This window comes from Veillonella criceti (assembly GCF_900460315.1).
GTDB lineage: Bacteria > Bacillota > Negativicutes > Veillonellales > Veillonellaceae > Veillonella_A > Veillonella_A criceti.
Genome location: NZ_UHIO01000001.1, coordinates 2,150,118 through 2,171,294 on the forward strand (window position 1 = coordinate 2,150,118; position 21,177 = coordinate 2,171,294).

At 41.0% G+C, this 21,177-nt stretch carries 15 protein-coding genes and 1 other RNA gene; all 16 read left to right on the forward strand.

Annotated elements, in window-relative coordinates:
- Positions 1–246: 246 nt before the first annotated feature.
- The 16 genes from recJ to rimO all read left to right on the forward strand — a co-directional run bounded on the left by recJ (position 247) and on the right by rimO (position 21,151).
- The gene (gene recJ, locus DYE54_RS09665) at positions 247–2,238 is read left to right on the forward strand and encodes a single-stranded-DNA-specific exonuclease RecJ (protein WP_115311021.1); all 1,992 of its coding nucleotides are present in this window, start codon (positions 247–249) and stop codon (positions 2,236–2,238) included.
- A 13-nt stretch (positions 2,239–2,251) separates the two neighbouring features.
- A complete protein-coding gene (locus tag DYE54_RS09670) occupies positions 2,252–4,486 on the forward strand; it encodes a RelA/SpoT family protein (RefSeq protein WP_115311022.1) in 2,235 nt (744 codons plus the stop codon).
- A complete protein-coding gene (gene dtd, locus DYE54_RS09675; protein WP_115311023.1) occupies positions 4,486–4,935 on the forward strand; it encodes a D-aminoacyl-tRNA deacylase in 450 nt (149 codons plus the stop codon). The genes DYE54_RS09670 and dtd overlap by 1 nt, the downstream gene beginning before the upstream one ends.
- Positions 4,936–5,014: 79 nt before the next feature.
- Positions 5,015–5,635: an MBL fold metallo-hydrolase gene (locus DYE54_RS09680; protein ID WP_115311024.1), complete on the forward strand. Its 621-nt coding sequence runs from the start codon at positions 5,015–5,017 to the stop codon at positions 5,633–5,635.
- 12 nt (positions 5,636–5,647) lie between these two features.
- Positions 5,648–6,712: an AI-2E family transporter gene (locus tag DYE54_RS09685; protein ID WP_115311025.1), complete on the forward strand. Its 1,065-nt coding sequence runs from the start codon at positions 5,648–5,650 to the stop codon at positions 6,710–6,712.
- A complete protein-coding gene (locus DYE54_RS09690; protein WP_115311026.1) occupies positions 6,709–7,191 on the forward strand; it encodes a Fur family transcriptional regulator in 483 nt (160 codons plus the stop codon). Before DYE54_RS09685 ends, DYE54_RS09690 begins: the two co-directional genes overlap by 4 nt.
- On the forward strand, positions 7,184–8,635 hold the full coding sequence (gene hemZ / locus DYE54_RS09695) for a coproporphyrinogen dehydrogenase HemZ (RefSeq protein WP_245935720.1): 1,452 nt from the start codon (positions 7,184–7,186) through the stop codon (positions 8,633–8,635). Before DYE54_RS09690 ends, hemZ begins: the two co-directional genes overlap by 8 nt.
- Before the next feature lie 2 nt (positions 8,636–8,637).
- Entirely contained in the window at positions 8,638–9,909 is a 1,272-nt protein-coding gene (hisS, locus tag DYE54_RS09700; protein WP_115311027.1) for a histidine--tRNA ligase, read from the forward strand.
- A gap of 5 nt (positions 9,910–9,914) precedes the next feature.
- Positions 9,915–11,711 (forward strand): aspartate--tRNA ligase, encoded by a 1,797-nt coding sequence (aspS, locus tag DYE54_RS09705; protein ID WP_115311028.1) that lies wholly within the window; start codon positions 9,915–9,917, stop codon positions 11,709–11,711.
- A 171-nt stretch (positions 11,712–11,882) separates the two neighbouring features.
- Positions 11,883–12,055: non-coding RNA, 6S RNA (gene ssrS, locus DYE54_RS09710), on the forward strand.
- A 182-nt stretch (positions 12,056–12,237) separates the two neighbouring features.
- Positions 12,238–13,554: a replication-associated recombination protein A gene (locus tag DYE54_RS09715; RefSeq protein WP_115311029.1), complete on the forward strand. Its 1,317-nt coding sequence runs from the start codon at positions 12,238–12,240 to the stop codon at positions 13,552–13,554.
- 79 nt (positions 13,555–13,633) lie between these two features.
- Complete coding sequence (locus tag DYE54_RS09720; protein WP_115311030.1) at positions 13,634–16,303, forward strand: FtsK/SpoIIIE family DNA translocase; 2,670 nt, start codon at positions 13,634–13,636, stop codon at positions 16,301–16,303.
- Positions 16,304–16,314: 11 nt separating this feature from the next.
- Positions 16,315–16,764 (forward strand): helix-turn-helix domain-containing protein, encoded by a 450-nt coding sequence (locus DYE54_RS09725; RefSeq protein WP_115311031.1) that lies wholly within the window; start codon positions 16,315–16,317, stop codon positions 16,762–16,764.
- Between the two features lie 68 nt (positions 16,765–16,832).
- Entirely contained in the window at positions 16,833–18,734 is a 1,902-nt protein-coding gene (locus tag DYE54_RS09730; RefSeq protein WP_479694055.1) for a YgiQ family radical SAM protein, read from the forward strand.
- Between the two features lie 27 nt (positions 18,735–18,761).
- The gene (locus DYE54_RS09735; RefSeq protein ID WP_115311033.1) at positions 18,762–19,802 is read left to right on the forward strand and encodes an extracellular solute-binding protein; all 1,041 of its coding nucleotides are present in this window, start codon (positions 18,762–18,764) and stop codon (positions 19,800–19,802) included.
- Positions 19,802–21,151, forward strand: a complete 1,350-nt coding sequence (gene rimO, locus DYE54_RS09740) for a 30S ribosomal protein S12 methylthiotransferase RimO (protein WP_115311034.1) — start codon at positions 19,802–19,804, stop codon at positions 21,149–21,151. The genes DYE54_RS09735 and rimO overlap by 1 nt, the downstream gene beginning before the upstream one ends.
- Positions 21,152–21,177: the final 26 nt, after the last annotated feature.

Genomic DNA, 21,177 nt, shown 5'->3' on the forward strand with positions numbered 1-21,177 from the left:
TTTATATACGCTATAAACAAATAGGAATGATAGAGAATGAGTGGTTATAAATTGATAATCGCTCATTCTTTTTTTATAGTTTTAAATATCTCGTATTGAGAAAAAGAATAGAAAAGAGTTTAATTTAATTGGTAAATGATGTATAATAAAATATATTGAGAATGATAATACACTATTTTTAAATGAATATTTTTAATATTGAGATTGAAATTCGATACCTGAATATATAAGTGAGACGAGATAGATATGAGACAGAGTAAAGCAAAACGATGGCGCTTAGCAACAGGTAATGAACAAGCCGAACGCGAGTTAGTACGTCATTTAGGCGTATATCCTGTAGTGGCTAAGCTATTAGTAAATCGGGGCATCGATACAGTAACAGCTGGGCAAGATTTTTTATATGGCACAGTGAATGATTTATTAGATCCATATGACTTAAAAGGTATGGCCGAAGCCGTGCCCTTAATTCAACAGGCCATTGAAGAACAGCAACGAATTGTTATATATGGCGATTATGATGTAGACGGTATTACGGCGACCTCTTTGATGTATCGCTTTTTGGTACGCTGTGGAGCTAATGTGAGCTATTATATACCGGAACGTCAAAGTGAAGGCTATGGACTTAATGCAGAGGCTCTCGAGCATATTATTGAGCAAGGTACTGAACTTGTCATCACAGTAGACTGTGGTATTAGTTCGTATGATATTGTAGAAGCAGTTCGTAATCGGCTGACTATGATTATTACCGATCATCATACAGCACCACCAGATATTCCACGGGCAGCGGCCGTCATTAATCATAAACAGCCAGGTTGTCCTTATAAAGATAAGAATTTATCTGGTGTAGGGGTGGCGTTTAAGTTGTGCCAAGCGCTTTGGCGAGAACGTACAGGCGAAGCCTATTTAGAAGATTTAGATATTGTGGCTTTGGGTACTGTGGCTGACGTAGTTCCTCTAGTTGGCGAAAATCGTATTATTGTTCGTGAAGGTCTTAAGAAAATGACAGAATCGCCAAACCTTGGTATTGCGGCCTTAGTAGAAGTGGCAGGCCTAGGGGGGCGTAAATTAACGACGGGTCATATTGGCTTTACGTTGGCCCCACGACTTAATGCAGCCGGTCGTGTAACTCATGCAACGCGAGCCGTAGAGCTTTTAATCACGAAAGATATAGCCACGGCTAATACGATTGCAGAAGAGTTACAAGCGACGAATCAAGAGCGACAACTCATTGAACGGTTAATTCACGAAGAGGCGCGGCTTGATGTAATTAATCAAGGTGAGGAAGCGAATAAGGTCATTGTAGTGGCTGGTGAGAATTGGCACTCAGGTGTGATTGGGATTGTGGCCTCACGCTTAGTTGAGGAGTTTTATCGTCCCGCGATGGTGATTAGTATTCATGATGGCATTGGTAAGGGATCATGCCGTAGTATAGAAAATTGTAATATTTACGAAGCCTTAAAGTCGGCTGAAGATTTACTGTTACAGTTTGGTGGGCATAAGCAAGCGGCTGGCTTTAGTATTACTGCTGAGAATATTCCTGCTTTACGTCAACGCTTAACGGCTTATTGTGAAGCTAATTTAACGGAAGAAGACTATGTCCCTATTATTGATATTGATACGCCTTTAGAGCCGGCTGAAGTGACCGTAGAGTTGGTGGATCAAATTGAAACATTAGAGCCTTATGGTATGGGGAATAGTACACCTGTATTTTCTATTGATCCCATAGCAGTGCAAGATGTGTTTTTATTAGGGCAACAAAAGAACCATTGCAAGATTATTTTACAGTCACAAGTCGGGCCTTTAGATGCAATTATTTGGCATGGGGCTGACTATCATCGGGAGATTTTTCCAGATGAAAAGCTAAAGGTGGCGTTTGCCTTACAAAAAAATGAATGGCAAGGTCGCGTTTCACCACAATTAATGGTACAAGATTTAGCTCTTTTAGGGGAGCAACGAGCGCATTTAACAGCGGAAGGATTACGTGAAATGTATGTCATTGTACGCAGTGTATTCCGCAGTGCCACGGCGCCTCGCTATATTGTCGAATCAGAAGTGTTACATCGTCATCCAGAGAATCAGACCGACAAAGAGGCTATGTTAGCCTTAGACGTTTTTAAAGAATTGGGAATTTTACAAGAAGAAGCAACGGAAGATGGGATGGCTTTGTATCGTTGGTGTCATGTGAAAGAAAAATTAGAATTGATTACGTCATTGACGTTTCTAAAATACAGTGCTTAAGGAGGTGGGACGTATGGTAGAAAATGAAGAAGGCAAAGTATTGGTTGATATGCCAGCCTTTAATAAAGACGTTGAATTAGCCCACCTTATGGAAATCGTTAGGGTGTATTTGGATGAGGCTGATTGTGAACTCATTATGCGTGCCTTTGAAATGGCGGATAAAGCGCATGCCCCGCAAAAAAGAGCCTCTGGAGAGCCTTATATTTTGCATCCGTTAGCTGTGGCTACCATTTTAGCTAATTTGCAAATTGATGCTACAACTGTTATTGCAGCTTTACTTCATGATGTGGTGGAAGATACCGATGTGACACTGCCACAAATTGAAGAAGCCTTTGGTAAAGAAGTCGCTTTTTTGGTAGATGGGGTAACAAAATTAAATCAATTTCAGTATCACACTAAAGAAGATCAACAGTTAGAAAATTATCGTAAGATGATTTTAGCCATGGCGAAAGACGTGCGCGTAGTTGTTATTAAACTTGGTGATAGACTGCATAATATGCGGACTTTGAAGCATATGCGCAGTGATAAACAAAAGCGAATTGCTCAGGAAACGTTGGAGATTTTTGCACCATTAGCGCATCGGTTGGGTATCTTTAATATTAAGTGGGAGTTAGAAGATTTATCGTTCCGCTATTTAGAGCCTGATAAATATTATGATTTAGTTGAGCAAATGCAGGAAAAACGGCATGTGCGCGAAGAAATCGTCAATGACACGATGGAGCAGCTTAAAAAAGCGCTTGGTGATGCCCATATTAAGGCGGATGTAAAAGGGCGGCCTAAACATTTTTATAGTATTTACAAAAAAATGAAAAAAGATAATCGTGATTTATCACAGATTTATGATTTGTATGCAGTGCGTGTTATTGTAGATACAATTCCTGATTGTTATGCAGTGTTAGGGATTGTTCATAATTTGTGGAAGCCTTTGCCTTATCGTTTCAAAGATTATATTGCCATGCCTAAGTCCAACATGTATCAATCATTACATACAACGGTCATTGGTACGATGGGGCATTCAGTAGAGATTCAGATTCGTACGTGGGATATGCACCGCGTTTCAGAATATGGGGTAGCGGCTCATTGGCGGTATAAAGAAGGGGCTAAGAACGGTGATAAAGATTTTGACCAAAAGGTGGGTTGGCTCCGTCAAGTATTAGAATGGCAAGATTCGAGTAATCCAAAAGAATTAGTGAATGCTTTAAAACTCGATGTATTTTCTGGCGAAGTATTCGTATTTACGCCGCGTGGTGATGTTTTAAAGCTGCCAAAAGGGGCTGTTCCATTGGACTTTGCCTATCGAATTCATACTGATGTGGGGCATCGTTGTGTTGGGGCTAAAGTAAATGGCAAGATTGTATCGCTTGATTACACCTTACAAAATGGTGATATTGTAGATATTATTACGTCTAAAAATGGAAAACCTAGCTTAGATTGGTTGAATATTGTAGGCTCTACGGAAAGTAAGAGCAAGATTCGCAATTGGTTTAAGAAAGAAAACAAAGAAGAAAATGTCGTTAAGGGTCGTGAACTTCTTGAAAAAGAAGCTCGTCGTCTAAATTATGATTGGAAAGAGCTTAATAAGCCTGGTCGACTAGATCAAATCGCTAAAGCATTAAATGCGGGGAGTGATGCGGAATTGCTGTCGGCTGTTGGGTATGGAGGGATTCCTGTCAATTCTGTATTGCTTCGCTTTGTTGATTTATATAAACGCGATTTAGCAAAGGAAGATAATCGCCGTGATACCATGGCTTTACTTGAACGGTTAAAGACTCATGAGCCGGTGCGTCGCAAGAGCAGTACAGGTATTTTAGTGAATGGTGAGCCTGATGTGATGGTCCGTATGGCTCGTTGTTGTAATCCTGTACCAGGCGATGAAGTTGTTGGTTATATAACTCGAGGCCGCGGAGTATCCGTACATCGTGCTGATTGTCCGAATATTGGTCATACACCAGAAGATGTGGATCGTATGATTGAAGTGGCTTGGGATGTAGGTACTCGTGAAAACTTCCATGTAGCTATTGATATTACGGCTTATGACCGAGGCGGTATGCTCATGGAGATTATGGCCTGTCTATCGGAGATGAAAATTAATATTGTCAATATTAATGCGAAAGTCGACGATACGAAGAATGCCAATATTAGTTTAGTTATCGAAATTCGAGACGTGTCAGAATTAGATTTTGTTATGACGAAGATTCGCCGTATTCGCGATGTATATACGGTGCAACGAGCGAATGGAGGTAGCTAATGAGAGCGGTAGTACAACGTGTCAGTGAAGCTAGTGTTACTGTGGCAGAGACTAAAGTGGGGGCTGTTTCCCAAGGTCTATTAGTTTTATTAGGCGTGGGGAAAGATGATACCGTAGCCGATGCCAATTACTTAGCAGAAAAGATTGTTAATCTTCGTATTTTTGAAGATGATGATGAGAAAATGAATTTATCCTTACTTGATGTGGGCGGCCAACTATTAGCCGTGTCACAGTTTACCTTATATGGGGATGTACGCAAAGGTCGTCGCCCAGGTTTTGATCAGGCCGCCGCGCCTAAGGAAGCGGAAGCGTTATATGAAGTGTTTGTCAAACGTTGCGCAGAATTAGGAGTGGCCGTAGAAACGGGCCAATTTCAAACTCACATGATGGTGGCCCTTGTGAATGATGGGCCCGTGACGATTTTATTAGATAGTCAGAAACAGTTTTAAAAGAAAATGTAATATACAACAAGTATAAATGGAGAAACACTGTAAAGGTGTTCCATAGAGATATTGGAGAGTGATGCCCATGAAGTTATATCGTATGCCCTTAGGACCACTAGGTACCAATTGCTATATTTTAGAAGATGAAACGACACATCATTGTTTTATCACAGATCCTGGCGGTGATGGGGCGCAATTAGTGGCCGTTCTTAATGAAAAAGGGTTAGTGCCAGAGGCCGTGTTATTGACACATGGTCATGGCGATCATATTGGTGGTGTGCAAGCTGTAATTGATGCTTTTCATGTACCGGTATATATTCATGCAGGGGATGAAGCGTTTCTTACGGATAGTGATTTAAATTTGAGCAGTGCTATGGGGCTTACCATAGAAGTCCATGGCGATATTAAATTGGTGAAAGAAGACGATGTAATTTCGTTAGGTAATCATCAGTTTACTGTTATTGAAACGCCAGGTCATACACCAGGTGGTGTTTGTTATTATGGCGAAGGCTTGTTGCTTGCTGGGGATACTTTATTCCAAGAGTCCATTGGTCGCACTGATTTTCCGCGTAGTAGTTATGAGGATTTGATAGAGGCGATTAAGACGAAGCTCTATGCCTTGCCTGATGAAACGGTAGTTTATCCAGGGCATGGGCCTGAGACTACCATAGGTCATGAAAAGACCTATAATCCCTTTGTGCGTTAGGCGGTGAGGGATATGTTAAAAAAGTCAACGCAGTATTGGCTTCGCGTGGTATTAATTGTATTGGCGGTCATATTTTTATGGGCGATAATTCCCGTACTTTGGCCGTTAATTGTATCATTTATTTTTACCCTAATTTTATTGCCTATTGTCAATGGGATTCAAGACTATATGCGTCATCGTGTAGGGGCAACCTGGTTTCCACGGTGGTTAGCTATTTTACCCGCCTTTCTGTTAGTGGTGCTAGTGACAGCCTTGGTAATCCAATTCATTGTTTTGCCATTTATTGTGGAGTTTACTCGTTTATTGAATAATTTACCGTATTTGATTTCCCAATTGATTGTCTTATGGCAAACATTGACTTCAGGACAATGGGTGGCCTTACCGCCACAAATTGATGCTATTGTAATGAATACATTAGCCCGTATTAGTGCGTATGGCGTGGAATTAGCACAACGTGGTATTTTTGCCATCTTTTCCATAGCTACGACCATGTTAGAGCTTCTCTTGGTGCCCATTATGACGTTTTATCTGTTAAAAGATGGGCGTCGTTTGAAGACTAAGGCGTTATCTATCTTTGCGCCCCCTCATAATCGGTACCTGTTAGATGTGGTCAATCAAATTCATCGCACCATGGGTGGGTATTTGCGAGGTCAACTTGTTTTAGCGACTAACATGTTTTGCGTAACTTTGATTGTGGCGTATATTTATGATTTACCGTATCCATTAGTGCTTGCGTTATTAGCGGCGATTGCTGAATGGATTCCTATTATTGGGCCGATTGTGAGTGCTGTACCAGCCATTGTATTGGCTTCTTTAGTAGGCCCTGCATTGGTAGTAAAAGTAGTTATTACCTATGCGCTTATCCAGTTAATTGACGGACAGATTGTTATGCCTAAGATTATGGGGCATGTTATTAAATTGCATCCGTTAGTTATATTAACCGTCATTTTTGTAGGTGGTTATTTCTATGGCATCATTGGTATGATGACGGCCGTGCCGCTTACAGCAATGCTACAAATTGTGCTTACAAAGCTTTGGTATTTTAATTCGTTTTACAAAAAGGATGGGACCGTATGAACACGACATTAGAAAAATTAAAAGAACGTATCAAAGACAAAAAGTATAAATTGACGACACAACGTCAAACGATTTTGCAAGCGTTTATTGATGCTGAAGAAAAACATCTTTGCGCTGAAGATGTGTATGTATTGGTAAAAGCGGTAGCTCCTGATATTGGTTTGGCCACTATTTATCGTACCCTAGATTTATTTACTGAACTTGATTTGTTGAAACGTTTGGATTTTGGGGATGGCCGTAATCGCTATGAATTAAATGATGAAGAATTTGCTCATTTTCATCATCATTTGATTTGCGTAAAATGTGGTTGTGTTAAGGAATTTGAAGATGATATGTTGGAAACGTTAGAGTCAATTATTGCAAAAAAACTTAACTTTAAGACCATTGACCATCAGTTAAAAGTATATGGCTATTGCGGTGATTGCCAAGAAAAAATGAAAGCTGAAGAGGAAGCCGAGGCGGCTCAAAAAGGTGAATAAGTTAACCTATTCGTATAGTGGGCCATTACCACTGGGGAGTGTGGTCGCTCATTATTGTGGAGCGGCTGGGCTCACTACTTATAAGGAAAACCCTATGTGGCGTTTGGCTGGACAAGAGGACGAACATCAGTATGTGCTGTCTGTCTATCGGGACGGGCAATTCATCGCCATTTTTACAGGAGCGCACACGAATGAAGGACGTTTGCAAATTGGTGGCCAATTATTACGATTGTTACGGACCCATCGAGGGTTACCACCTTTGGGTGATTGGGGGACTTTAGTCGGTGTTCGGCCTACCAAGTTATTTCATAAACTCTGGGATAAACTAGGATCTGCTGAGGCAGCTGTGGACTGTTTGCGTCAGCAGTATGAAGTAACCGAGCCTAAAATTGACTTATTGCAACAAGTAGCAACGTTACAGCGACCTTATGTAGCACCCAACGCTAAAGCTGACCGTATGGTGAGTGTTTATGGAGGAATTCCGTTTTGCCAGACTCACTGTACCTATTGTTCATTTCCCTATGGGCTGATTCAAGATTATAAGCGTGTGCCGCAGTTTGTAGAGGCTTTTGTAAAGGATAGTCAGCATTTACAAAGGGTAATAGCTGAGTATGAGTTACAGTTAAGCACGCTCTATTTAGGTGGTGGTACGCCCACAAGTTTGAGCGACGCTGATTTTGAAACGATTGTTAGCTCATTAGCTGAGTTACAGGGGCCAAACGTAACTACGAATGCCTTAGAGTTTACCGTTGAAGCGGGGCGTCCTGATTCGGTGACACCTCATAAATTGCGTGCTATGGAACGAGTTGGGGTTAATCGCATTAGTATTAATCCGCAGAGTATGCATGATTTTATTTTAAAAGCTATTGGTCGTGGGCATACAGCTAAGGCCATTAGGGATTTATATCGCTATGTACGACAACATACGTCATTTCAGGTTAATATGGATTTTATTGCCGGTTTGCCGTATCAGACAGAAGGTCATATGATAGAAAATATGGATTATATTTGTCAGGCTATGCCTGAAAATGTTACAATTCATACATTGGCTTTAAAACGTGGTAGTCCTTTATATGAAGGGGTTGGCCGTGAAGCTATGCCTGAGGAACAGGCGGTAGAAGCTATGGTTGCCTATTGTAAAGGTCGTTTGGAAGCGGCTGGATATGTACCTTATTATGTGTATCGTCAACAGTATATGACCAGTCAAACCGAGAATATTGGTTATACGTTGCCTGGTCATGTGTGTGAATATAATATTCGCATTATGGAAGAGCGACAAAGTATTTTGTCAGTGGGGCCAGGTAGTTCATCTAAATGGATGCGGGCTCCGGAATATCGGCAGTTGCAACAACATATGCCGAAAGATGTATCAGTATATATTGATACACTCGATACACTACTCGGTAAACGTAGTCAATTATGTAAACAATTTTGGGAGGGATAATCATGGGAATTCAAAAACCACGGGGCACACAAGATTTATTGCCTAATGTGATTGGCAATTGGCGCTATGTTGAAGACCGAATTCGCCGTATTTGTAAGGCCTATGGCTTTGAGGAAGTACGGACACCAATGTTTGAAGAAACGGGTCTTTTCTTACGTGGCATTGGTGAAACGACGGATGTAGTACAAAAAGAAATGTATTCATTCCCTACAGGGGATAAAAAGGAACAGACTTATACTTTGCGTCCTGAAAACACGGCTTCTGCTGTGCGGGCGTACTTAGAAAATAAGGTGTATGGTCAAGAAAATTTAACAAAATGGTTTTATATTGGCCCTATGTTCCGTCACGATAAACCACAGGCTGGGCGCTATCGTCAGTTCCACCAATTTGGGGTAGAAGTGCTTGGTACGCAGGCACCAGCGACTGATGCGGAAGTCATTTTAATGGTCTTGCAATTATTTAAAGATTTTGGGCTGCAGGATTTAAGTGTGCAAGTTAACTCGGTAGGCTGTCCAAATTGTCGACCTGCTTATCGTGATAAATTAATTGCCTTCTTTGAACCAAAGAAAGAACAATTATGTGAAGATTGTCAGTCGCGTCTATATAAAAATCCATTGCGTATTTTAGATTGCAAAGAAGAAACTTGTAAAGCATTGTCGGTAGGAGCTCCTGAAATTCACGAAAATCTTTGTGAAGACTGTTCGGATCATTTTGAACAGTTACAGAAATACTTAACGGCGGCTGATGTTAACTATGTAGTAAATCCTCGCTTAGTTCGTGGTTTAGATTATTACACTAAGACAGCTTTTGAAGTACAATATGCGCCATTAGGCTCACAAAGTGCGGTAGCCGGTGGTGGCCGTTATGATGGCTTGGTGGAAGAATTAGATGGTCCACATACACCAGCTGTTGGCTTTGCTATGGGGATTGAACGTCTATTGTTAGCCCTTGAAAAACAAGGCTTATTGCCAGAAGAAACCATAGATCCATCTGTATTTGTAGTCGCTTTAGGTGAGGCTGCTCAAGTGGCTGGCTTTAAAATGGTACATACACTTCGTCAGGCTTATATTAAGGCGGCTATGGATGGCGAAGGCAAAAGTATGAAAAGTCAGTTAAAACATGCTAACAAAATTAATGCAAAATATGTTATTATAGTGGGTGACGATGAATTAGCTCGTGGCGAAGCTATCATTCGTGATATGCAAAGCAGCGAGCAAGAAACCGTGGCATTATCTGAAGTAGTGGCACGAGTAACTTCACTAGTGAAAGGATGACAATAATGGAAACAATGCAAGGATTGCACCGTACCCATGGATGCGGTACTATCAGCGAAGAACAAGTAGGTAAGGAGGTTGTTCTTTGTGGTTGGGTAGAACGCCGTCGTGACCATGGCGGGTTAATCTTTATTGATTTGCGTGACCGTTCTGGCGTGGTTCAGATCGTAGCGTCTCCAGATCATAATTTAGAATCATTCCACAAAGCAGAAGATGTACGTAGTGAATATGTACTTTGTGTGCGTGGTAAAATTACGGAACGTGATGCAGAAGCGATTAATCCGAACTTGGCAACCGGTCGTTATGAAATGTACTGCGAAGAACTTCGTGTATTAAATGCATCTAAAACACCGCCTTTCTACATTCAAGATAATATTGATGTAGATGAAAATATTCGCTTGAAATATCGTTATTTGGACCTTCGTCGTCCTGAAATGCAACGCAATCTAATTTTGCGCCATCGCGTAACGAAAGCTATGCGAGATTTCTTAGATTCTCGTGACTTCCTTGAAATTGAAACTCCAATGCTCACGAAGAGCACACCAGAAGGGGCGCGTGACTATTTAGTACCATCGCGTGTTAATGCCGGTACTTTTTATGCATTGCCTCAATCTCCTCAGATTTTTAAACAAATCTTGATGGTAGCTGGTTATGAAAAATACTTCCAAATTGCTCGTTGCTTCCGTGATGAAGACTTACGTGCTGACCGTCAACCTGAATTTACACAGCTTGACTTGGAAATGAGCTTTATTGATCAGGAACAAATTTTAGCTACCTTAGAAGGCTTGATTCAGCATGTATTTAAAGTGGCCATGGATATTGATGTGCCAGTACCAATGCCTCGGATTACTTGGGATGAAGCAATGGATAAATATGGTTCTGATAAACCAGATTTACGCTTTGGTATGGAATTTACCGATGTAACGGACTTAGTTCGTACGACTGAATTTAAAGTATTCCGTTCCGTTATCGACAATGGTGGTGTCGTTAAAGGTATCGTAGTGCCTGGTGATGCAGGGATTCCTCGTCGTGAATTAGACGATTTAGTAACCTATGTAAATCAATATGGTGCTAAAGGTCTTGCTTGGGCTTGCTTCAATGAAGATGGTACGATTAAATCTCAGATTATGAAATTCTTAGGGGAAGATACAATTCGTGCTATTGGTGAAAAAATGCAGGCTAAACCTGGTGATTTAGTGCTTATGATTGCTGATAAACCAGCCGTTGTAGCGAAAGCCTTAGGTGAACTTCGTCTTGAAATGGGTCGTCGCATGAACCTTATTGACGAAGATCAATTAGCCTTTACTTGGGTTACAGACTTCCCAATGTTTGAATATGACGAAGAAGAAAAACGATATGTAGCTATGCACCATCCATTCACATCGCCTCGTGAAGCAGATATGGATAAATTAGAATCTGATCCAGCATCTGTTAAAGCCATTGCTTATGATATGGTACTTAACGGGGTTGAAATCGGTGGCGGTAGTCTTCGTATTTATCAATCCGATGTACAGGAAAAAGTATTTAAAGCGATTGGTCTTTCCGAAGAAGAAAGTCGTAGCAAATTTGGATTTATGTTGGATGCGTTCCAATTTGGGGCTCCGCCACATGGTGGCTGTGCCTTTGGTCTTGACCGTTTAGTTATGCTTATGGCGAAACGTCAATCAATTCGTGACGTAATTGCGTTCCCTAAAACGCAAAGTGCAGCTGACCTTATGAGTCAAGCACCTTCCACAGTGGCACCTAAACAGCTTCGGGAACTTCACATTAAAACAAATACCGAAAAAGAAAAATTAGTATAATATCAGTTTGTAGGGAATAGCTGGTTAAAAGGTGTTAATGTTGCTCTCTTTTTAGACAATGAGTTAGTACTTTTTGGTCTACCATCCTTTGATATATGCTAAATAAATATCAGTCGTTTGTTTCAAGACCTTGAAATAAACGACTGATTTTGTTAATATAATAGTAAAGAAACACCCCTGCTGTGTGCGTGTGGTATCGCAGTTTTGAGCCAACACTATTACATCGGGAGCTTGGACTCTTGTAATGGCGCTATGCCTGCAAAGGACAGTAAGATTACAAGGAAAGCACCCACCTGCTATCGCAGGATCAAAACACGGTACATATACGGCATGGTGGGGCTCTTTTTAGCCGCCTTAGGGCGGTTTATTTTTTTACCCAAATTTAGAGTATAATAGAAACAAGAATAATAAGAAACAGCAGCAAGAATAGATATGAGTTTCTTTAGATGAAATACTTTAGCTAGTTGGATTATGTATTGCTAAGTTAGCGTTGATATAGATTGCTACGAAAAAGGAGCGTTTAGTTATGGATAGTTTATTTGCTGAATATGAGCCCAAACGTTTTGAGCCTTTGGCTGTTCGCCTTAGACCAACATCCTTAGATCATTTTTATGGTCAAGAAAAGGCCGTTGGTAAGGGTAGCTTCTTACGGGCTATGATTGAAAAGGATACGATTCCGTCACTATTATTTTATGGTCCTTCTGGCACAGGGAAAACGACCTTGGCAGGTATTATTGCGGCTATGACACATAGTCAGTTTGTCGTTCTCAATGCGACAAATGCAGGCATTGGGGAGCTTAGGACGATTATAGATACAGCACGGAAGACTATTCAAAATTTACAACAACGGACGATCTTATTCCTTGATGAAATTCACCGCTTTAATAAAAGTCAACAAGATGTCTTATTACCTTGTGTAGAAGATGGTACGATTATATTAATTGGTGCCACTACAGAGAACCCTTTCTTTGAAGTCAATCGGCCATTGTTATCACGGCTTCGCTTGATAACGCTTGAAACATTGACACCAGAGGCCATTGTGAAGGTATTGCAGCGAGCATTGACTGATGAAGAGAAAGGGTTAGGCAAACAGCAGTATAAAGCAACACCAGAAGTACTTCGTGAAGTAGGCATGTTTGTGAATGGCGATGCTCGCATGGCGCTAAATATATTAGAGCAGGCCAGCGCTATGATTGAACCAGGTGGGGAATTAACTCTTACTGTGCTAGAGGGCGTTGTGGGGCGACGGATTTATAGCTATGATAAGAAAGGGGACAATCATTACGACACGATTTCTGCTTTTATTAAAAGTATGCGTGGTTCTGATCCGCAAGCGGCTGTTTATTATTTAGCCCGTATGATTGAAGCTGGGGAAGATCCCAATTTTATAGCTCGCCGTATTGTAATTTGTGCTGCTGAAGATGTAGGTCTAGCAGATCCACAGGCCTTAGTAGTGGCCAATGCAGCTGCGCAAGCCGCCCATTTAGTGGGATTTCCGGAAGCGCAGATTATTTTATCAGAAGCTGTGTTATATGTAGCTTTGGCGCCTAAAAGTAATAGTGCTTACATGGCTATTGCAGCCGCTACCAGCGATGTGCGTCATTATGAACATGGTGAAGTACCGGCCCATTTACGAGATACGCATTATAGTGGCGCTAGTAAATTGGGACATGGTGTTACCTATAAATATGCTCATGATTATCCGAATGGTTATGTAAAACAACAGTACCTACCAACAGCCTTAAAAGATAGAGTGTATTATAAAGGAATTGACCGTGGTTGTGAAAAAGAATTGTTAGCCCATTGGAGCGAACGTACAGGCGGTAAAACTTCTAAAAAGTAGTCAAGGTGTGGTATAATAAAATGCTAAGGTATTTATTTTTATAACAGATGATTACAAGGTTGAGGTGTACATATAGATTATGGCAGAACAAAAGGAACGAGCGAAAGCAACGCCTCGAAAAACAGCTACGAGACGTAAAGCGACAACCTCGTCAAAAACGACAAAAAAAACAACAGCAAATACACAGGTCCCTAAAATTCGAAAAGAAGTGAGAGGCCTTTTTACCATGCTATTTGCCTTTGTGGCATTATTAGGGATGTTTAATATTACCTCTGGTACAGTAGTAGATGTAATTGCTGGCATTTTTAAATACGGCTTTGGTTTTGGCGGTATTATTCCTTGCCTCTATGTGGGGTATGTAGGGTGGCGTATCTTATACGCTGATGAAGGTTTTAGTTTTACTAAGCGAGGCCTATTATTGAGTCTTGTTTACTTATTTGGCATTACCGTTATTACCTTATTGTTGGCAGATCCAGGTCAGGAATTATTGACAACTAAAATTGCCACTCAAGGTGGTGTTATCGGTGGCTTATTGGCCGTGTTACTACGCACCCTATTAGGTGATGTAGGGGCTATTATAGTGGCTGTTGTACTTATTTTAGGGTTATTGCTATTGATTTATCAGATTTCACTTCGTTCTGGTTTGCATAAAGCTAAAGAAAAAACAGACGTTGGGTTAGAGATTGCTCGCAATATTACAGAAGAAACAGTACATCAAGCCAAAGAACGTTATACGGAATGGAAAGAACAGCAAGCTGAAAAAAGACGGGCCTATAATCAGGAAAAAGATGAACGATTTACTAAAAGTGCGGCTGCTGAAGTGATTGCTAATGCCGCACAAGTATCCGCGGAGGCGCGCGCTGAAGCCGAAGTTGTATTAACGACAGAAACACCGAGTCAAGGTATTACCATTGAATCTTCCGTTGATTCTAATCAGATTAAAGAAGTTCTTGTTTCACAAGCTTCGCATCAATCGGATGAAAGACCGGCTGAGGAACAGGTAGCTAATATGGTGGCTGATGAGGATGATGCGGACGATGAATTAGAAGTACCACCATTTTTGCGGGGCCCTTCATCATATCCAAGTGTGGTTGATGATTCGGCACATAGTGAAGCGGTTGAGTCTACAGCAGCTCAAGAACGTTATGAGGATGAAGCTGTAGCGATTGATGAGTCTGACATAGAAGCAGCGTCTATTACAAAACCAGTAGCGCCGAGCACGGCTAGTTTAACGGCTATGCATCCAGTACCTACTATGGATGGGACGGCCGAAGATACAGCGGCCGTGGCCGTTACTGTGGGTGGTGCACCCAAACCGCGACGCATTGAACTGCCGTATCGTTTTCCGTCACTTACTATGTTATCTAAGGGAACAGTAAACCCTGTGACGGGGCAAGAAGTAACGCATAATGTTACGGTTTTAGAAGAAACTTTAAAAAGTTTTGGTGTGACTGCGCGTGTAGTAAATGCAACACAGGGGCCAACGGTTACTCGCTATGAAATAGAACCGGCACCAGGTACTAAGGTAAGTAGAATTTTAAATTTATCCGATGATTTGAAAATGGCACTGGCTGCTATTGATATTCGTATTGAAGCCCCAATTCCTGGTAAATCGGCGGTAGGGATTGAAGTGCCTAATAAAAATGTAACAGCCGTTCATTTGCGTGATGTATTAGAAGCTGAAAAATTCCAAAAAGCACGTGGTGGTATTCCCGTTGGTCTTGGTAAGGACATTGCAGGCGAAGCTGTCATTACAGACCTAGCTAAAATGCCTCATTTATTGGTAGCCGGCTCTACGGGTTCTGGTAAATCTGTATGTGTAAATACTTTGATTTCGAGTATTTTATTTAGTCGTAAACCAAGTGAAGTACAGCTTATCTTAGTGGATCCTAAGATGGTAGAACTTTCGGTATATAATGGAATCCCTCACTTAAAGGTGCCAGTAGTAACAGACATGAAAAAAGCGGCAGCTGTCTTGCGCTGGGCGGTTCGTGAAATGGAAGCTCGTTACCTTGCTATGTCAGAAAATGGAGTTCGCAATATCAGTGGTTTTAATGAACGGTATCCAGATAAAGCAATGCCATTGATTTTAATTATTATTGACGAATTGGCAGACTTAATGATGACGGCACCAGACGTGGAAGAAGCGATTAATCGTTTAGCCGCTAAAGCCCGTGCGGCAGGGATTCATATGGTATTGGCAACACAGCGTCCATCGGTAAATGTTATTACGGGTACGATTAAGGCTAATGTACCAAGTCGTATTTCCTTTGCCGTCGCTACGCAGATTGATTCGCGGACTATTCTTGATATGGCGGGCGCGGAAAAATTATTAGGCAAAGGTGACATGCTCTTTAATCCAATTGGTGCGAGCAAGCCAATTCGTATTCAAGGGGCTTTCATTTCTGACGAAGAAGTGGAAGAATTGGTGGCCTTTGTTAAGCAACAAGGTCGTCCAGAGTATGATGAATCTATTGTAGAAGAAGTAGAACAAGAGCTGGTAGAAGAAGCGGATCATGATACGGAAGAACAGGATGAATTATTGGAACGAGCGGCAGAACTTGTTATTAGTGCTGGTCAAGGCTCTACATCCATGTTGCAACGTCGTTTCAGAATTGGTTATTCAAGAGCGGCGCGTTTAATTGATACGATGGAAGAAATGCGAATTATTGGTCCGGCTAATGGTAGTAAGCCAAGAGATATATTGATGACCTTCGCAGCGGCTAAAGAGAAATATTTTACGAAATAAGGAGGTAGACCTTGTCAACCATTGGGGAAGAATTACGGCGCGAACGCAATCGTCGTGGATTAACCATTAAAGATATTGAACAAGTGCTTCACATACGATCCGCGTATTTGGAAGCCATTGAAGAAGATAATTATAAAATTATTCCTGGCGATGTATATGTAAAGGGCTTTATTGGTAATTATGCTGATTTGCTGGGCCTTGAACGGCATCGCATGATTGATCGTTATAAAAGTCTGATTGGGGAGCCTTTAGGCGTTCCTTTGCGGCGTATGAAACCACGGAAGTTGGCGCCTCATGAAGAAGTGGAGCGAGAAGTAGATAAAGTGGTGCCGCGCTCAAAACGCTTGAGCTATACTTCTAGGCAACAGCGTCGTCAAAAAACATTAGCCCAAGAGCGCTTAGCTGTTGGTGTTATTATATTTTGTATTATAGTCTTTTTAGGTTGGTTATTTTTTGTATAAAACTAAGTTGTTGATAAATCAAGGAGATATGTGTAGTGAGCGACTTTTTAATTACGGAACGGGCAGAGATGGAGGCACGTGGTTGGGCTGAGCTCGATTTTGTGTTAGTTACAGGTGATGCCTATGTGGATCATCCGTCTTTTGCTGGTAGTGTGATTGGCCGATTATTGGAGCACCATGGGTATCGGGTGGGGCTCATTGCACAGCCTGACTGGAATGATGTGGAGGCTTTTAAAGTATTAGGTAAGCCCCGATTAGCATCCTTAGTGACGGCTGGCAATTTAGATTCGATGTTAAATAAATTTACAGCGGCTAAAAAATACCGACATAATGATGATTATTCACCAGGTGGTGAGAGTGGTCATCGCCCTGATCGAGCTACATTAGTGTATGCGAATCGTATGCGTGAAGCCTTTCGTGATGTACCTGTAATCATTGGTGGTATTGAGGCAAGTTTGCGCCGTTTTGCCCATTATGATTATTGGTCTGATACAGTGCGCCGGTCTATTTTGACAGATAGCAAAGCGGATGCTCTTATTTATGGTATGGGTGAAAAGCAGATTTTAGAAATAGCGGCAGCTTTGGACAAAGGACAACTTAGGGATAGGTTGCCTACTATCAAAGGAGTCTGTTATATGGCGAAAGAAATACCTCAAGGTAAGGTAGTAGAATGTCCATCTTATGAAACGGTGAAGGCGGATAAACAGCAGTTTGCAACGGCATTTCGACAACAGTATTTAGAGCAAGATCCGTTTATTGGTAAAACGGTAGTACAACGTCACGGTGACCGCTATGTAGTGCAAAATAGTCCTGCATTACCTTTGACACAGGCAGAAATGGATGAAGTGTATAATTTGCCATTTTCGCGACGGTGGCATCCACGTTATGATGCTAAAGGCGGTGTGCCAGCTCTAAGTGAAGTACAATTTAGTCTAGTTAGTCATCGCGGTTGTTTTGGGAGCTGTTCTTTCTGTGCGATTACGAGTCATCAAGGTCGTATTATCCAAAACCGTAGTCATCAATCGTTAATTGCTGAAGCGGAGCGTATGATAGCGATGCCTGATTTTAAAGGCTATATTCATGATGTGGGCGGGCCAACCGCGAATTTTCGTCATGCGGCCTGTCAGAAACAGAACACTATGGGCGCTTGTCCTGGTAAAAATTGTGCAGCCCCTCATGCTTGTGAACGTTTAGATACAAGCCATGACGATTATTTAGCTTTATTAAGAAAATTACGTCAGTTGAAAGGTGTAAAAAAAGTTTTTGTTCGTTCAGGTCTGCGCTATGATTATGTCTTGGAAGATAATAATCGGCAGTTTGTGAAAGAACTTTGTGAACATCATGTAAGTGGACAGCTTAAAGTGGCACCAGAACATGTATCGAATCGTGTTACTGAAATTATGGGGAAGGCGGATAAAGCGACGTTTCTTAAATTTAAGAATTGGTTTGAAACAGCGAATAAACAGCTGGGTAAAAAACAATTCTTAGTGCCTTATTTTATGAGCTCTCATCCAGGTTGTACGCTAGAAGATGCCATTGAGTTAGCTGAATTTTTACGTGATCAAGGTATGACGCCAGAGCAGGTACAGGACTTTATTCCCACGCCTGGTAGTTTATCTACGGCCATGTACTATACGGGAATTCATCCTTTGACCGGAGAAACTGTTTATGTAGCTAAAAATGGACGTGATAAAGCTATGCAACGGGCTCTGATGCAGTATAAAAATCCTGATAATTATAAATTAGTGCAAGAAGCGCTTATTAAAGCGGGTCGCACGGATTTGATTGGCTTTGGCCCACAGTGTCTGATTCCGCCAAGACCAATAAAGAGCATGGACAAAGGTAAAACTGATATATCAAAGCAACACAGCACTCGTTCACGGTCAAAGACAAAGATGAATGACCGTGGCAAAATTAGTATAAGCAGAGGGAAGAAACGGAGTTTTTCATCTAGTAAACTTCGGCCCTAGTGTGTCATAATGGAGGCAGGTAAACGGATGAAACGATTTTGGCCGATTGCATTACTCATTGTGTTTGTACTTATCGTCTTTGGCGTAGGTGCACGAATAGAACAAAATAAGCAAAAAGAACGGACTGCCGTTCCTGTTAGGGCAGAATTGACAATATATTCTGATTTACCTACGAATTTGACAACCCTATTGGCGCAGCAATATGAAATGCAATATCATGTGCGTTTGAATATGTTGCCACTGACAGAGGAACAGATGGCTACACGGATGACGTTGCCCGTATCAGATCAAAAAGGAGACTTGGTACTAACTACACGAGATAACTTGGATATTGGTGTAAAATATAATCAATTAAAGCCAGTTCTTACAGAAGGAGTGGATGAAATCTCAGATCGTTTTAAGAATAACGATGCTTTCTGGGTAGGAATTTGGTATGATCCAGTTATATTTGCACAAAGCGAAGGCTTTTATAATCGTATGGGGCGCTATGTAACAGCTTGGCAGTCTTTAATATTACCTGGTGACTGGGCTGTTATTATGACAGATTTTGTAGCGTCTCGCAGTGCGGCTAATATTTTATACAGCTTTGTAGAAATAGATGGGGAGGAAAAAGGGTTACAGTATTTTGTAGAATTAAAACCTCATGTAGTGCAATATGCTAAATTTTTATCCACACCAGTTCGGTTAGCCGCGCTTGGTGAAACTGATTTGGGGATTGGCAACTACTCTGATGGGCTACAATATGCTAAACATAAATACCCAGTGAAGATTATTTTTCCTGCCGATGGAACGCCGTATTATTTAACGGGTGTTGGTATGTTACAAAGTGTAAGTAATGAAGAAGAAGCTACGCGCCTAGTGAAGTGGTTATTGTCTAAACAAGTGGCTCAACTGTTAGAAGATAACGGTTTTTATTATGTGCATACTAACCCTGAATTACCAAAGCCGATTGATTCCTTAGGTCGTGAATTAGTGCTTTGGGGAACACAGGGTGGTTATACAGAAGATGGTAAAAAAGTACTGTTGAATAAATGGATTAGTCAAGTGCGTTTTAGAAAGGATATATAATGAGTAAAAAGTTAGGCTATGTAAGCTTAGGTTGTGCAAAAAACTTAGTAGATACTGAGATTATGCTAGGTGTATTAAAAGATAATGGTTATGAGATTACGGATACGTTAGCTGAGGCCGAAATTATTATTGTTAATACATGTACTTTTATTGAAAAGGCAAAACAGGAGTCGGTTAATACGATTCTTGAAATGAGTGAATATAAACAATTTGGTGCTTGCCGTGGCTTGATTGTTGCTGGCTGTTTGAGTCAGCAATACCAAGAAGAATTATTCGCTGAAATTCCTGAAATTGATGCGCTTATTGGTACGGGCTCTTGGAATCGCATTATGGAAGCAATAGAGTCCATTAATGAAGGTCATCGAATTTGTATTATGGATTCTATTACGAATATTTACAATGAGCGCATGCCACGAATGCAGACGACACCGACATATAGTGCTTATGTGAAAATTGCGGAAGGTTGTGACAATGGTTGTACTTTCTGTATTATTCCTAAAGTGCGTGGCTCCTATCGTAGCCGTACTATTGAGTCAATCGTGGAAGAAGTGGAACGATTGGCCGCTATGGGTGTTAAAGAAATCAACTTAATTGCGCAAGATACGACTAGCTATGGTGCTGATTTGAATCAGGGTAAACCTATGTTAGTAGAATTGTTAGAAGCATTGATAAAAGTGGAAGGTATTCAATGGTACCGTTTACTTTATTTATATCCTAAGTATTTCACCGATGAATTATTAGATATTATTGTGCGTGAACCGAAGATTTGTAATTATATTGATTTACCATTGCAACATATTAATGATGATATTTTGCGCCGTATGAATCGTAAGGATCGCAAAGCTGATATTGTAAATTTATTGCAGAAAGTTCGCAGTAAAGCAAGTCATGTAACACTTCGTACATCCTTAATTGTGGGTTTTCCTGGTGAAACGGATGAACAGTTTGAAGAACTTTGTGATTTTGTCAAAGAAGTGTCCTTCGATAATATGGGTGTATTTACATACTCACAAGAAGAGGGAACTCCAGCTGGCGCTATGACTGATCAAGTGCCTGAAGAGGTAAAAGAAGAACGTTATCACACGTTGATGGCCATTCAGGCAGCTATTTCGGAAGAAAATAATCGTAATTTAGAAGGTACGGCACACGAAGCGATTATTGAAGAAATCAGTGAAGATGAACAAGGTCATTTATTAGCTAAAGGTCGTTTAGCTTGTCAGGCTCCTGATGTAGATGGAAATATGTATATTGAAGATTGTGAAGGGTTAGCTGTTGGTGATATTGTACCCGTTACAGTGGCGCAAGGTTTCTCCTATGATGTAGTGGCAGAGGTTCGTAAAGAAGCGTAAGCCATAGACAATATGTAAGTCAAAAC

What these genes read in the sequence shown, in the direction of transcription:
- DYE54_RS09670 (WP_115311022.1), top strand. Translation starts at nt 2,252, where the DNA reads ATGGTAGAAAATGAAGAAGGCAAAGTATTGGTTGATATGCCAGCCTTT.
- DYE54_RS09685 (WP_115311025.1), top strand. Translation starts at nt 5,648, where the DNA reads ATGTTAAAAAAGTCAACGCAGTATTGGCTTCGCGTGGTATTAATTGTA.
- DYE54_RS09730 (WP_479694055.1), top strand. Translation starts at nt 16,833, where the DNA reads ATGGAGGCACGTGGTTGGGCTGAGCTCGATTTTGTGTTAGTTACAGGT.
- rimO (WP_115311034.1), top strand. Translation starts at nt 19,802, where the DNA reads ATGAGTAAAAAGTTAGGCTATGTAAGCTTAGGTTGTGCAAAAAACTTA.
- recJ (WP_115311021.1), top strand. Translation starts at nt 247, where the DNA reads ATGAGACAGAGTAAAGCAAAACGATGGCGCTTAGCAACAGGTAATGAA.
- dtd (WP_115311023.1), top strand. Translation starts at nt 4,486, where the DNA reads ATGAGAGCGGTAGTACAACGTGTCAGTGAAGCTAGTGTTACTGTGGCA.
- DYE54_RS09690 (WP_115311026.1), top strand. Translation starts at nt 6,709, where the DNA reads ATGAACACGACATTAGAAAAATTAAAAGAACGTATCAAAGACAAAAAG.
- DYE54_RS09680 (WP_115311024.1), top strand. Translation starts at nt 5,015, where the DNA reads ATGAAGTTATATCGTATGCCCTTAGGACCACTAGGTACCAATTGCTAT.
- DYE54_RS09735 (WP_115311033.1), top strand. Translation starts at nt 18,762, where the DNA reads ATGAAACGATTTTGGCCGATTGCATTACTCATTGTGTTTGTACTTATC.
- hisS (WP_115311027.1), top strand. Translation starts at nt 8,638, where the DNA reads ATGGGAATTCAAAAACCACGGGGCACACAAGATTTATTGCCTAATGTG.
- aspS (WP_115311028.1), top strand. Translation starts at nt 9,915, where the DNA reads ATGGAAACAATGCAAGGATTGCACCGTACCCATGGATGCGGTACTATC.
- DYE54_RS09720 (WP_115311030.1), top strand. Translation starts at nt 13,634, where the DNA reads ATGGCAGAACAAAAGGAACGAGCGAAAGCAACGCCTCGAAAAACAGCT.
- DYE54_RS09715 (WP_115311029.1), top strand. Translation starts at nt 12,238, where the DNA reads ATGGATAGTTTATTTGCTGAATATGAGCCCAAACGTTTTGAGCCTTTG.